Raw genomic sequence first — 13,094 nt, 5'->3', positions numbered from 1 at the left:
CATCCTGCATCAACACTGCCATTTTTCTGTAACGAACCACTCCCCCTCATCTTCGTCACACCACTGCTGCTTCAATCGTTCTGGAACGCCAGGCATAAGCCAACACCATCAGCAGCCCCAGAGCAGCCATCGCCGCTCCGGCCAAGGAGATCGCCGGATAACCCAGCCCGGCATTGATCACCGCTCCGCCCAGCGCCGCACCAATCGCGTTGCCGAAGTTGAAGGCGCCGATATTTACCGCCGAGGCCAGATTGGGCGCGTCCTTGGCCGCTTCCATAACGCGCATCTGCAGCGGCGGCACAAGGGCGAAGCTGGCGATACCCCATATCAGGATGGCAACCGCGGCTGGCAGCGGCCAGCGCATCAGTACAGTGAACGCCAGCAAGACCAGAATCAGCATGCTCAACGAAACGATCAGGGTGCGATCTATCGAGCGGTCGGCGGCCTTGCCGCCCCACATGTTGCCCAGCGTCAAACCCACACCGAACAGCACCAGCATGGCGGTGATGTAAGCGGTGGATGCGTGAGTCTCACTGCTGAGGATCGGTGCGATGTAGGTGAAGACGGTGAACATGGCTCCCGAGCCGACAACGGTCAGGGCCAAGGCCCCCAGCACCGGGCCACGGCCCAGTACCTTGATTTCGGCCAGTACACCGACGCTTTTCGGCGCCGGCAGGTTGGGCAGAGCGAACCATAATGCGACCATGGCCACCACGCCGAGGCCGGTAATACCCCAGAATGCCGTGCGCCAGCCCAGCAGTTCGCCAAACCAGGCGGCCAGTGGAACACCACCGATGGTCGCCAGGGTCAGGCCCATGAACATGGCCGCAACCGCCCCCGCACGTTTCTGCGGTGCGACCACGCTGGCGGCGACGATGGAGCCGACACCAAAGAACGCACCGTGGTTCAGTGAGGTCACCACCCTGGCGACCATGAGACTGTAGTAATCGGTAGCCAGGGCTGACATCAGATTGCCCAAGGTGAAAATCGCCATGAGTCCAATCAGCAGATAGCGTCGTGGAATTCTGCCGGTGGTCAGGGTCATCAGCGGCGCGCCGAGGAGTACGCCCAGCGCGTAAGCACTGACCAACAGACCTGCGGCGGGAATAGATACGCCGAGATCCGCAGCGATGCCCGGCAACATGCCCATGGGTGCGAACTCGGTAACGCCAATGGCAAAGGCGCCAATGGCGAGTGCTACAAGTGGTGGATTGATACGCATGGAAAACTCCTTATCTATGCCGCCAATGCTACGATCCACCCTTTCAAGGCGGTAGATAGCATTTTTGGCAATCACCTTTGCGTAGTGAGCACAAATGGACTTCAACGGCAGGTCGGGTGAAATGAGCGTGTTCGTTACGGTGGCGCAGGAAGGCAGCCTGTCGGCCGCCGCGCGTGCATTGGGGCTGACACCCTCTGCAGTCAGTCGGATCATTGCGCGTACCGAGCAGCGTCTGGGCACCCGCCTGCTGTTGCGCACCACCCGAGCGATCACCTTCACCGCCGAGGGTGAAGCTTTCCTGCGCGGCGCCCGGCGCATCCTGGCCGACATGGCCGAGGTCGAAGAAGCCATCGCCGACCAAGGCGTACCAAGGGGCCGATTGCGGGTCAGCGCCGCCCTGGGCCATGGGCGGCTGGCCATCGTTCCCTTGGTGGCAGCATTCAGCGCCCGTTATCCGAATATCGTCGTCGACCTCACACTGGGTGACGAAGTCGTCGACATTCTCGGCGGCCAGGCTGACGTGGCGGTACGCTTTGGCCATTTGCCGGACAGCCCGCTGACCGCGCGCAGGATCGGTGCCACCGGCCAGGTCGTGGTGGCATCCCCCGAGTACCTGCAGCGCCACGGCATCCCCCTCGAACCGGAGGACCTGCTACGGCACAACTGCCTGCGCTTCAACTTCCGGCGTGCCGAACCCAACTGGCCGTTCATCCGCGATGGAAAAGAGTTTTCCCTAAAGGTCAGCGGCAACATCGAATGCAGCAGTGGTGAAGCGCTGGCACAACTCGCGCGAGTAGGTGCCGGCATTGCACGTATCGGTGAGTTCAGCGTGAGCGAGGATCTGCAGCGCGGCGACCTGATTCCGCTGTTGGAAGCCTGGAACCCCGGGGACCAAGAACCGATTCATGCGGTGTTCGTCGGCGGGGCGGCAATGCCGGCGCGGGTACGATTGTTCGTGGACTTCTTGCTGGAACATCACCGGATGTAAGCGGAGGCGTACGCTGATATTTTCGGGTACTTGTGATGTTGAAGTGATCAAAACATTTTTGGGTGCACTATCAATAGGTGGTTTGCCTTACTGGAACAATCGTGAGCTCTGGCATTGATGGGTCGTCCGCACGTCTTAAATGGCCGTCGTAAAAGACCGCTTCTGGCCGATTCCTGCCTGTCGTCACTGGCAGAAATCGGCCAGAAGCTGCCCTATCTATCGTGGTCATTTTCACGCTTGTTTATCTACCAGCGTGCTTGCAAAATCCGGGACTCACGCGCTTAAACCTTATGGATAGGGAAATCAAATGGATACCTTGACCCATGAGCAGATCAAAGAGTTTTGCCAAGTGGGTGATGGGCTCCTGGAAAGTGGTGACTACAAGGCCGCCATCGGCCAATACAACCTGGCGTGGGAGCTGATTCCAGAACCCAAAAATAACTGGGAGGCGGCGACATGGGTGCTTGCCGCTATCGGCGATGCCTGTTTTCTTGGGGGATTCTTCACCTCGGCAAAAGAAGCTCTTGAGTATGCGATGACTTGTCCCGATGCAATCGGCAATCCATTTCTGCATTTGCGTCTGGGCCAAGCACTGTACGAAAGAGGGGAAACTGATCGAGCCGCCGATGTACTCATGTGAGCGTACATGGGGGCTGGAGATGAGATTTTTGGCAGCGATGACCCTAGGTATTTCGTATTCCTAAAAAATTGTGCCGCGCTTTAATAAGCTAGCTGACCGATGATAGTTCGACGACGGCAATAAGCGGACCTCGTTTGCTGCCTGGTAAGTTAGCCTTCCGCGCTTGGCAGGGTAGCCACACTCAGCGCAGCAATGAAGTCAGCGAACCCTCCTGTCACTAGGCCAAAAGCTGACTGATCGAACCTTGCCTAAGCTTGCGTCCTTTTGAGGCTTCGATATCTCTAAGAGAACCGGGGCGATTCCGATGATTTTTTCAAGGTAATACAGAGGGCTAATATGGGCATCTTAGATCGGTTGTTTGGTGGACGCTTTACCATGCCCCCACCCGAGGAAACCAACCTCAGCGCTTCAGCAATCATGAAAGAACTGCGGCCGGAACGAAGCGATCCGTCCCAGAAAAAAGCTCTTGAGGCTTTTTCCAAAACGCTGGTAGCTGTAGTTCCAGAAAAAGAAGGCGCTAGGCTTGTTAGGCGCGTGATGCGTAGGTACGCAATGGGAGACGACGCATCCAGTGCCCTCTCGGAGGGATTTCTGAATGACTCAAAGGGACAAAAACTTGAAAACCTCGTTCTCCTTAGCATGGATTGGAAGGGCTTTGACGTGTTTGAGTACCAAGCCCCCTATTTGGTTAGAGCCAGTGGTTTGAAAGAGCCATACGTTTATGTGCAGGATGGTGTCTCATCGATGCCCGAAGTTCTCAATGACTTTGATCAATGGCTGGCTCGGTTTGGTAAACGTTATCTTCACCTGGATTTCGGAGATGATAATTACGAAGGTGTCATTGTTGACACTAATCGGCTGGAAGAGATTGCTGAGTTGGCTGGACGAGCTGGTATAAAAGTCAGTTTTGAGAACTTCTAGTCGTGAGGCTGTCCGAAACAGTCCCACGCCTTAAGTCTGTGCCGCTTACGGCTGCTATCGACCCGAAGCTGACGTTGGCGACAGGCAGAGAACCGCCAGGAGCGGTCATCCAGGGAGAGCAGATTCGACCAGACACAGTCTCCCTGTACGCATCCAGCGAGGCGCATTGGACTCTGCTGACGTTATGATGCCCATCTGCATAGGAGGACATCTTGGACAAGCAAACGCAGATATTGAGATTGGTGCATGAGCTAGAAGACGAGCTCGATCAGTTTCCCCTCTCCAGCGTAATCCGATCGCACGCGGAGTTAACTAAACAAGCACTCGATGCTTGGTCTGATCGCCTCCGGGAGATAGGCCATCCGGGGCGAAAATTCTGGGATCACCCAGCGGAGCTAATATACGACGAGGCCGGTGTACTGCTCGGGGCCATGTTTGTACTTATTCAGGCGGCCATCACCGAGACGGTTTCGATTGTAAAGCGGATCTACGAGCTAAACGGACAGAAGATAAATAAGAACGCCGTGATGTCGTTGGAGGCAGATCTCGATTCGAGGTCAAGCCTGAGCTACGTCGCGATCGCAAACGGAGCTGCAAATTTTTATAAACACCGCTTCGAGTGGCCGAAGGACTGGCGCGGCGCGCCAGGGCAATCGCAAGACACAATCACTCTTATCCGCACACTAGGAATGAGCCCCGAACAAGATTTGGCGGATAACCTGCTTTCCGCCGTCCATGCCATCATGAATTCAACTGACAGCAACCTGGCAGACTTAGCGGGGCTGGTCGTGGAGCAATGGCGATCGCGACTTGCGCTGCAGCTCCGTGGGCAGTTCCAGCTGGCCTAGTTTCCCTAGTATGGAAATGGACATGCTTGTCCTTTGAGTGTCGCAACGCCGCTCGCTCGTCGTCCAAGCACTGATGAGCCCGGAACTAGCTGAGCTCTACCAATTAGGAGTGACAGAAGCCGCCCAAAAGCGGCCACTAGCTAGCGGCCCTTTTCGGCCAGTACCAGCCATAGGAATGCTCAATGTGAAATGATGGTGCAAGGCTCTTTGTTAGTCTAGGCTGGCCTCTGCAGTCAACTCCCACGGAAAGGACCCCATGATAGAAACGTGCGCGCAGATCCATCGGAAGCTCTGGTACAGCAATGAGCTCGCGGTGGCGCAAGGCTATGGAAAAAATCCCCGCGACGAGGCGCTGCTGAAATCTTTGGCGATCAAGCTGAGCATTCCGGATGAGAGCTTTATTCTTTCCGACGAGAGTAAGGCTATCAGCGCCCAACAGTACCTGATGGCCATGCTAGAGGTCCTTGAACCACTCTCGGTCATGTTCCAAGACATCTGGAATTACTGCGAACGCAGCATGACGAAGACGTCGAAGCACACCCTCGACATCAGTTGGAATTTCAACATTAAGGGTGACCAAGTCACGATCAATTTCGAGGCCTTTCGGCGCTATCGCCAGCTACTTGAGCAAGTACCAGAAAGCAATGCTTTCAATAATCTCTGCAATGGCTTCGCTGACGCTTGCAGGAACTATCAGGAAAACAGACCCAACGAGAGACCAGCCAAGCTGCCAGCTAAGCCTAAAGATGCGATGCCCAAAAGTGTCGCTTCAAGGATTTACGACCTATGCGAAAGCGTGCGCGACCAGGGGCTGGAAAAAAGCGGCTACTGGGGGACGGCTGATGCAGTACCCGCGTTATGGGCCATCAAGAACCTATCGCTCTGGGATATGCATGCCTTTGCACATCTACAGTCACTGCTGGATCAATGTGCCCCCAATCTCAAGGCCGAAGACATCCTTGACTTGCCATTCTGGCGCCATCGTTGGCAAATCTACGAGCTTTGGTGCTTGGTCACTACGCTACAGCTGTTTGCGCGACGCGGATTCGAGCTCAATCGCTCGCCGACAGGTGCGGCACTACTTGAGTTGGGGCAAACGGTCGTAGTCGCCGAACGCAAGAGCCTCCCATTTGGCCAGATCATCTACCAGCCGTCCTATCTGCGTCGCGCCGGCAAAAATGTACAGCCGGATATCGTAGTTGTCCGTGGTACATCGACGGTGATTCAGCCAGATGACGTGGCCGCTATCATCGAATGCAAGCAACATAAGATGCCTGACGATGAGTCGTTGAAGACGCTGAAGAAACGCTATTTCGATGGTGTGGCCGCGTCCTATGCTGATGCCGTCGCCACAGACGGCGCACTGGTACTGGTGAATTACGACAACGTCGATTTTCCCCACGATTACACGCTAATCGACGAGTTCAGACCACAGACGCGGCATACCCTAGCTGCACCGCTAGCGGCCGTGCTCAACGAATTCTCACAAGTTGAAGTTCAACCCCAGCCCGTGCTGATCATTGATGGTTCATCAAGCATGGAGGCGAGGCTGGCCGCGCTTCGAGACAAGGTTGGGCAATTGCATAGCGACCTACTAACGTCCCATAAAGTCATCTGCCTACCCTCAACTGGCCCCCTAGAGGTCGACATGAATGCGGTCGGCGCGTGGCTGTTTGCCGGTAGTGAAAGTGTTGAGCTCTTCACCCGGGGCGTGCGCCTAGCCAAGCAAATGTATCCGCTTGCGACGGTGCATATCATCACAGACTTGAAGGCGGATTCCATGATCATGTCTGAGCTTGCAAAGGCATGTATCGACATCCCGTTCCAGGTGCATTGTATTTGAGCACCGCCAATCGCCAGGCTCTCAGTCAGGTAGCCTTGCTTTTACAGTTCACGATGTAGGCGGATGAGGCATCCATGGAAGAGCAGGTGTGTTGGGGATGTGTTGGGGATGCGATCTTAAAAAGCAGCATCATGTCGGAAGGGGATGCCGCGAAATGTTCGTTCTGTAACAAACGGCGAAAGTGCTGTTCCATTGGATGGCTAACTGCGGAAGTGCAATCCGTCTTGAATTGGCTGATCCGGCCTGGCGACAGCTACCCGATTTTTGGCGAGGATGATCGAGTCAGTCATGAGGAGCGGTTTGGTGACCCGTTGCAGTTCTGGATCGGCGATGTGTTGGGCCTGTCCGATGACAGTCTACCAATCGTTGCAGCTATCTCACGTGAACTACAACCATCGCACCGAGACATTGCTGATGGGGGGGAAAGCGAGTTCCCGCCCGACATCAACTACGTTGAACGCCGATATCGCCCGGCTAACGTCGAGCGTCGCTGGAAGCGATTCAAGGCGGAAATAATGTATGGACGCAGATTCTTCAGCTCTGAAGCCAAGCCATTTCTGGATTGGCTTTTTGCAGGAGCTGAAGAGTTTGGGGTTTACACGCCCTTCGCAGACCGTGAGTCGGTAATAAGAACGATCCCTGCAGGCAGTACATTCTATAGGGCCCGTCGGTGCGACAGCAGAAGTGCAGTGGAAAAGGTAATATTAAACCCTGTCGCCGAGCTTAATGCTCCCCCTAGGCAATTCGCAAAGGCTGGGCGGATGAACCCAGCGGGAGTTCCCTTCTTCTATGGTGCATTCGACCGAGCGACTTGCATTGCGGAGCTTCGACCACCCGTTGGAGGGAATGTTGTAAGCGGAGAATTTGTGATCAGCCAGGATGTGCGAGTTTTTGATTTCGCGGGCCTTGACACCGCGTACATCGAGAGTGTCCCGATTAGCTATTTTGACGATACGTATCAGGAGCAAAAGCAGCGTGAGCACTTCCTGAAGTCTTTGCACAAGATCATCAGTTCGCCGGTTTTGCCGGATGACGAACACGAGTACCTCGTGACGCAGGTGATTGCAGAATACTTTGCCACCCAGCCACCCAACCCTATCGAAGGGGTGATTTTTAGGTCGGCTCAACGACAGAATGACAGCGATGCCCGGAATATTGTTTTATTCACTGCCGCTATTCCAGCATTGGCCCTCAAGGCAGAAACCTTGCTGGTTCACCAAGTCACGGCAGTGATCTACGAGGAGGTCACGTTTGACGTCAAAAACGGTCACATCGAAATAGACCCAGCCGACGCTGACGATGAATGGGATTTCAACCCCAACGATTTTGACCCGTCAGATTGGGACAAACGGGAGGGTGAACAACACTTTATTACCTCCCTGGAGGAATTAGATCAAATGTAAAGCAGTGATGAATGACTCCTAGTCACTCTTCATCGACTTTGAGCAATTCCTAGATTTGAATGTCTACTTATGGGTGGCCTTTGCTCTCCAGCCTCAAGCCCCCCCCCACCTCTGCGGAAGCCACTAGTGACGCATCGACTCGACTCGACTCACTATCTTCAGAGATCATTTCTCAGTTCAGGTCAATGTTGAGAGCGGAGCATGGGTGGCCGCTTTGTCTGACAAAACAGTTGATCAGGTGATGTGTTCGAGTGACCGCTCATGGCCGATAGCTGCCTGTGGCTACCTGGAGCAATCGGTAGGTCTTTACCGAACAGGCAGAACCGGTATTCGTCATCGACGACCAATTCGAGCACAAGCAAGTGCCACGTTGATGTGAACTCACTCTATTGCCTAAAAAAACCTACCTTTGCAGGGATCCACAGGGTTTTCGTCTCCCAAAACTCTCTACCCAGCCCACAGCCCAGCCAGCTGTCAGCTTGGTGCAGAAGTGCGGAAAAAATGTAGAGGAGCGGTCTGCGTAAAAACGTTCCCATGACTTTGTGCGACAACCTGTGAATCTACCGCCTGAGAAGGCATGTGTATTTTTTGGGGAACGCCATCGAAAAAAGGCAATAACGGTAAGCGCTTGGGAAAAACGTCTGTAACACCCGAAATCAAAGGGCTACAGCCGATACGGTACAGGTAATATCTGAGTAACCTATAAGTAATCTAATTACTCTTTATTAACTAATCACCTATAAGCATCAACCCCTTACGAATTAATGAGTTACGATTAAATTACATTCCACATCACTTAAAATAACTTGTCTGTGCAATACGCCAAAGCCAACAAATACCGGACTTCCAGCAGCCTCTCAACCTATTGCGAAATATAAGGCTGGAAATTTAATTACGAAAAGCGCTTGCATAAACCGCCAACTCACGATAAAAACTTACTCCCGCACGGGAACATTAAGATGTACATGATCCAGCAGTGGCTTTTCACTGTTCTGGTGAAGTTCCGTTGAGCGCAGTATCGAAGTCCAACGCCTCATTGATTGAGAGTACATCCCTTTAAATGGATTAAGAGGGAACGATAATGACTGCCTTACAAACCTTCATCTTGCCCGAATACATCACTGGCAGCTCTGCCGATAAAGCGCTAGGTCACGCGCTGATTAAAGCATGGCAAACCGATGGTATCTTCCAGATAACAAGCACCCCCGATCAAGAGCTCGCACTGCAAAGTGCTCTTCAGGCTAGCAAGCGCTTTTTCAAAATGCCTCACGCGGTAAAAGCAAGCTGTTTGAGTGATCTGAGTTATAGCGGGTATGTTTTTTCAGGAGAAGAAGTTACTGCTGGCGAACGGGACAACCCTGAGATATTCACAGTCTGCAAAGATTTACCGCACACTAGCGAGCAGGTACAACAGGGCTGGCCTTGTCACGGTCCCGCACCATGGCCCGACGCCGACTATAAGTCCAGCATGCAGAACTACATGGACGAGCTAGGCCTTGTGGGAGAAAAGCTGTTAGAACTTGTTGCCCTAGGGCTTGAGTTGCCGGACAAGAACACACTAACATCACTGACTAAAAACGGATGGCACCACATGCGTGTGCTTCGTTTCCCTGCCGAATCCTCCAGCACATCCCGAGGGATTGGTGCCCATACAGATTATGGTTTGTTGGTCATCGCCAGCCAGGATGATGTGGGCGGTTTGTATATTCGCCCGCCGGTTCCAGGAGAAAAACGCAACAGAAACTGGTTGCAATCAGAGAGTTCTGCTGGCCAGTTCGAGCACCAGGAGCCTTGGACATTTGTCAAACCAGTCCCCCGCGTATTTACAGTCTTCCCCGGGGATATTCTGCAATTTCTGACTGATGGCCTTCTACTTTCTACGCCCCATAAAGTCAAGCTGAACACCCGCGAGCGCTTTGCCTTCGCCTACTTCCACGAGCCTCACTTCGAAGCTGTTGCCCGCCCGGTACTTGGGAGCGAAAGAGACACATCAATTCATTATGGTGAACACTTCACCAACATGTTCATGCGCTGCTACCCGGAACGGACTACTACAAAACGTATTCACCGCGAGAATCGCTTGGCCCATATCGAACGGCTAAAAGATGAAGTCTTTCGACCGCAACAACAATACCCAAACTAATCAGTCGAGGTATTACTTGGGCCCCGAAGATGTAATGTAAGCCCATTAAAATATTGGGCTTCTCAGTGGTTAAGGTGCCCGCAAAAGCCCTCTCACGAGATCCAGGTGAGAGGGCTTCTACAACTTCAATGTTTGCTGCATATATAAGCTTGGTGAAAATTGAATAGCCCAGCTTTGTGGCCACACGATTACCGATTCTGGCCGATAGCTGCTTGTGGCTACTTGGAGCAATCGGTAGGTCTCTACTGAACAGGTACAAAGAGCATTCGCCATCGGCGACCTACTCGAACACAAACATGTGCCCAGGTTGATGTGAACTCACTCCCTTGCCTCAAAACCCGGACCCTTGCAGGGATCTGCAGGCTTTTCGTCTCGTAAAACTCTCTACCCAGCCAGCTGCCCGCAAGGCGCAGAACTGCAGAAAAAAAGACCTATATAGCCCGCAGGCGAGGTGGAGGGACGACGGCGCGCGCCTGGGCATGAAGCACGTCACTACCCCAAAGCCCGTCAACATTGCTATCCGATGGCCTTCACCTGAGAGCCTTGTAGCCTTTATGGGTGACGCCAAAGTGCGACCACCTTCCATCAGCACTTTGACGAGAAACGCTGTGCGCTCGTACTGGCAGTCTCAGAAGGTGCGTTTACAGGCCTATTTGTGACAGACCGAAAAAAACCGCCTCGATGGGCGGCTTGGTAACACGGTAACGCACAGGTCAAACAATGATCGTGTGAGGGTATGCGTGCATGGCGCTGTTGTGTGTCACCAGGCTGATACCCTCCGCAAGCGCTTGAGCCACCATGATGCGGTCAAACGGATCTCGGCCTAGAGGAGCCCCCTGGCTAGAGAAATAAGCCCGCATCCCCATATCACCCTTTTCCAGACGCCAGAAACCACAAACCCCCGACTTTCTCTAGGAAAATCAGGGGTTTGTGTTTACTTAATGTGGCGGTGAAGGAGAGATTCGAACTCTCGATACAATTTCTTGTATACACACTTTCCAGGCGTGCTCCTTAAGCCACTCGGACACTTCACCGTATCTCTTCAAACAAGTTCTGTCTGTCGAGGCGCGCTAATGTAGTCGAAAGCTTTCGATATGACAAATGTTTTTTTCAGAATTTTCATGCGCTTACGAAAATAGTCGTTTTTTAGGCACGGCCCTCGCGGGTGATTGCGCCAAATCCCGGGCCAGGCTCCTTTGCCCGTTCAGCCGTAATCGCTGCTGCGCCGCCTTCTATATAGAGGACGAAGGTCAATTGCCTGACTCACCAGTCAGTCATAGCCCTTTACCTGCGCCGTAGGGCTGGGTAACGTCTGCCCCACTTCATAACAAGGAATTGCGCCATGAGTGACTTGATTGCCTACCACCTGGAAGACGGTATCGCCACGCTGACCTTGAGCAATGGCAAGGTCAATGCCATTTCCCCGGACGTGATCACCGCGTTTAATGCCGCGCTGGATCAGGCCGAGCTGGATCGCGCTGTGGTCATCATTACCGGGCAGCCGGGTATTCTTTCGGGCGGTTATGACTTGAAGGTAATGACGGCCAGCCCTGAGCAAGCCATTGAGCTGGTCAGGCAGGGATCGACTCTGGCTCGGCGCATGCTGGCGCATCCTTTCCCGGTGGTTATCGCATGTACCGGTCATGCGGTGGCCAAGGGCGCATTCCTGTTGTTGTCGGTGGATTACCGCATCGGCGTCGAAGGCCCGTTCAGTATTGGCCTGAACGAAGTGCAGATCGGCATGACCATGCACCACGCCGGGATTGAACTGGCCCGCGATCGCCTGCGTAAATCGGCATTTCATCGTTCGGTGATCAACGGCGAAATGTTTAACCCGCTCACCGCGGTAGACGCAGGTTTCCTCGACAAGGTGGTCAAGCCCGAAGAGTTGCAGGCCGCAGCCCTGGAAGTGGCCCGCCAGTTGAAGAAGATCAATATGAAGGCCCACAGGAACACCAAGCTCAAAGTGCGCAAAGCACTGCTGGAGACGCTGGACAAGGCTATAGAAGAAGACCAGCTCCACCCGCTCTGACCTTAGCCCCTCAACACCGATCCCGATTGCAGCCTGCGGTCGGGATTCAGCCCCCTCCTCGCCTCGCGACAAATCCCCTTAAACATCTCTAGCCTGCACCTCAACCAGCCCATTGAAACAAATGCTAAAACTTCAGCTATCTCCTACTTGTATCGGGGTAATTGCTGAATACAGTGCACATCCGTACACTGCGCCATCTTTAGTTTCAGCGAGCCTGTAAATGCTACTTTCGATACGTATGTTGTTGATGTGTCTGCATTTTATGATCGCAGGCGTGCTCGGTGTGCTGTTGGGCATGTGTCGTCCTTTCAATCCGGACAACAGTCGCCTGTGCGCGCGACTTTATGCCTGGCCGTCCAGATGGATCCTCGGGTACACGCTCAAGACCGAAGTCGGGCCGTTGATGGACAAGCCTCACAGCTGCGTGGTCATCGCCAACCACCAGTCCAATTACGACTTGTTTGTGTTCGGCAATGTGGTGCCGCGCCGTACGGTCTGCATCGGCAAAAAAAGCCTGAAGTGGGTGCCTCTGTTTGGCCAGCTGTTCTGGCTGGCGGGCAATGTGCTGATTGATCGGGGCAACGCCCAGAAAGCCCGTAAATCGATGCTGACCACCACGCGCACCCTGCAAGAAAAAGACACGTCAATCTGGGTGTTCCCGGAGGGCACGCGCAATTTTGGTGAAACCCTGTTGCCGTTCAAGAAGGGCGCGTTTCAAATGGCAATTACTGCCGGCGTCCCGATTGTGCCGGTGTGTGCCAGCACTTACAGCCAGCATCTGAAGCTCAACCGCTGGCACAGTGCCGATATCCAGATTCGCTCCTTGCCCCCGATCCCTACGGCGGGCCTGACCCTGGACGACATTCCTCGGCTGATGGAGCAGTGCCACGAGCAAATGCGCGAGTGCATCGAAGCGATGGACCGCGAACTGCTGAGCCAACATAAACGTCTGGCGCCACCCGTGGCCAGAAGCACTGCTTCAACCTCTAATCCGAACCTCTGAACGTTTGTCGACTCAAAGTGCAAGATTGCGCGCTAAGCTGCATATTCGTGC

Annotated in this window: 10 protein-coding genes and 1 tRNA gene; 9 read left to right on the top strand and 2 right to left on the bottom strand. The window is 53.9% G+C overall.

Features of this window, described 5'->3' with window-relative positions:
• Window positions 1–55: 55 nt before the first annotated feature.
• Complete coding sequence (locus tag U5A05_RS06965) at window positions 56–1,222, bottom strand: MFS transporter (protein WP_321835998.1); 1,167 nt, start codon at window positions 1,220–1,222, stop codon at window positions 56–58.
• A gap of 94 nt (window positions 1,223–1,316) precedes the next feature.
• Here U5A05_RS06965 and U5A05_RS06960 point away from each other — a divergent pair, with 94 nt between their 5' ends.
• From U5A05_RS06960 to U5A05_RS06930, 7 genes are all read left to right on the top strand, one after another.
• Window positions 1,317–2,210, top strand: coding sequence for a LysR family transcriptional regulator (locus U5A05_RS06960; RefSeq protein WP_261741393.1), 894 nt, complete (start codon window positions 1,317–1,319; stop codon window positions 2,208–2,210).
• 307 nt (window positions 2,211–2,517) lie between these two features.
• The gene (locus U5A05_RS06955; RefSeq protein WP_321835997.1) at window positions 2,518–2,850 is read left to right on the top strand and encodes a tetratricopeptide repeat protein; all 333 of its coding nucleotides are present in this window, start codon (window positions 2,518–2,520) and stop codon (window positions 2,848–2,850) included.
• Window positions 2,851–3,186: 336 nt separating this feature from the next.
• Window positions 3,187–3,771, top strand: a complete 585-nt coding sequence (locus U5A05_RS06950; protein WP_261741391.1) for a DUF6630 family protein — start codon at window positions 3,187–3,189, stop codon at window positions 3,769–3,771.
• Between the two features lie 212 nt (window positions 3,772–3,983).
• Entirely contained in the window at window positions 3,984–4,619 is a 636-nt protein-coding gene (locus U5A05_RS06945) for a hypothetical protein (protein WP_321835996.1), read from the top strand.
• A gap of 256 nt (window positions 4,620–4,875) precedes the next feature.
• Window positions 4,876–6,462 carry a hypothetical protein gene (locus U5A05_RS06940; RefSeq protein WP_321835995.1) on the top strand — a complete coding sequence of 529 codons (1,587 nt, stop codon included), beginning with the start codon at window positions 4,876–4,878 and terminating at the stop codon, window positions 6,460–6,462.
• Window positions 6,463–6,536: 74 nt separating this feature from the next.
• On the top strand, window positions 6,537–7,865 hold the full coding sequence (locus U5A05_RS06935) for an RES family NAD+ phosphorylase (protein ID WP_321835994.1): 1,329 nt from the start codon (window positions 6,537–6,539) through the stop codon (window positions 7,863–7,865).
• Between the two features lie 1,081 nt (window positions 7,866–8,946).
• A complete protein-coding gene (locus U5A05_RS06930) occupies window positions 8,947–10,008 on the top strand; it encodes a 2OG-Fe(II) oxygenase family protein (RefSeq protein WP_321835993.1) in 1,062 nt (353 codons plus the stop codon).
• A 944-nt stretch (window positions 10,009–10,952) separates the two neighbouring features.
• Here the strand turns inward: U5A05_RS06930 and U5A05_RS06925 are convergent.
• Window positions 10,953–11,042, bottom strand: a tRNA-Ser gene (locus U5A05_RS06925).
• 308 nt (window positions 11,043–11,350) lie between these two features.
• Between U5A05_RS06925 and U5A05_RS06920 the strand changes: the two genes are divergently transcribed.
• Together U5A05_RS06920 and U5A05_RS06915 are read left to right on the top strand one after the other, a co-directional pair.
• Entirely contained in the window at window positions 11,351–12,040 is a 690-nt protein-coding gene (locus tag U5A05_RS06920) for a crotonase/enoyl-CoA hydratase family protein (protein WP_261741385.1), read from the top strand.
• Window positions 12,041–12,260: 220 nt separating this feature from the next.
• Window positions 12,261–13,043 carry a lysophospholipid acyltransferase family protein gene (locus U5A05_RS06915; protein ID WP_261741384.1) on the top strand — a complete coding sequence of 261 codons (783 nt, stop codon included), beginning with the start codon at window positions 12,261–12,263 and terminating at the stop codon, window positions 13,041–13,043.
• Window positions 13,044–13,094: the final 51 nt, after the last annotated feature.

It is taken from the genome of Pseudomonas kulmbachensis (assembly GCF_963681935.1).
In the GTDB taxonomy this organism is placed as follows: Bacteria; Pseudomonadota; Gammaproteobacteria; order Pseudomonadales; family Pseudomonadaceae; genus Aquipseudomonas; species Aquipseudomonas kulmbachensis.
The sequence above is the reverse complement of the archived record's forward strand: the minus strand, read 5'-3'. Positions and strand labels throughout refer to the sequence as shown.

Bases quoted from the DNA above. Each gene is read 5' to 3' on its own strand.
- U5A05_RS06930 (WP_321835993.1), top strand. From the start codon at position 8,947: ATGACTGCCTTACAAACCTTCATCTTGCCCGAATACATCACTGGCAGC.
- U5A05_RS06960 (WP_261741393.1), top strand. From the start codon at position 1,317: ATGGACTTCAACGGCAGGTCGGGTGAAATGAGCGTGTTCGTTACGGTG.
- U5A05_RS06965 (WP_321835998.1), bottom strand. From the start codon at position 1,222: ATGCGTATCAATCCACCACTTGTAGCACTCGCCATTGGCGCCTTTGCC.
- U5A05_RS06955 (WP_321835997.1), top strand. From the start codon at position 2,518: ATGGATACCTTGACCCATGAGCAGATCAAAGAGTTTTGCCAAGTGGGT.
- U5A05_RS06915 (WP_261741384.1), top strand. From the start codon at position 12,261: ATGCTACTTTCGATACGTATGTTGTTGATGTGTCTGCATTTTATGATC.
- U5A05_RS06920 (WP_261741385.1), top strand. From the start codon at position 11,351: ATGAGTGACTTGATTGCCTACCACCTGGAAGACGGTATCGCCACGCTG.
- U5A05_RS06935 (WP_321835994.1), top strand. From the start codon at position 6,537: ATGGAAGAGCAGGTGTGTTGGGGATGTGTTGGGGATGCGATCTTAAAA.
- U5A05_RS06940 (WP_321835995.1), top strand. From the start codon at position 4,876: ATGATAGAAACGTGCGCGCAGATCCATCGGAAGCTCTGGTACAGCAAT.
- U5A05_RS06950 (WP_261741391.1), top strand. From the start codon at position 3,187: ATGGGCATCTTAGATCGGTTGTTTGGTGGACGCTTTACCATGCCCCCA.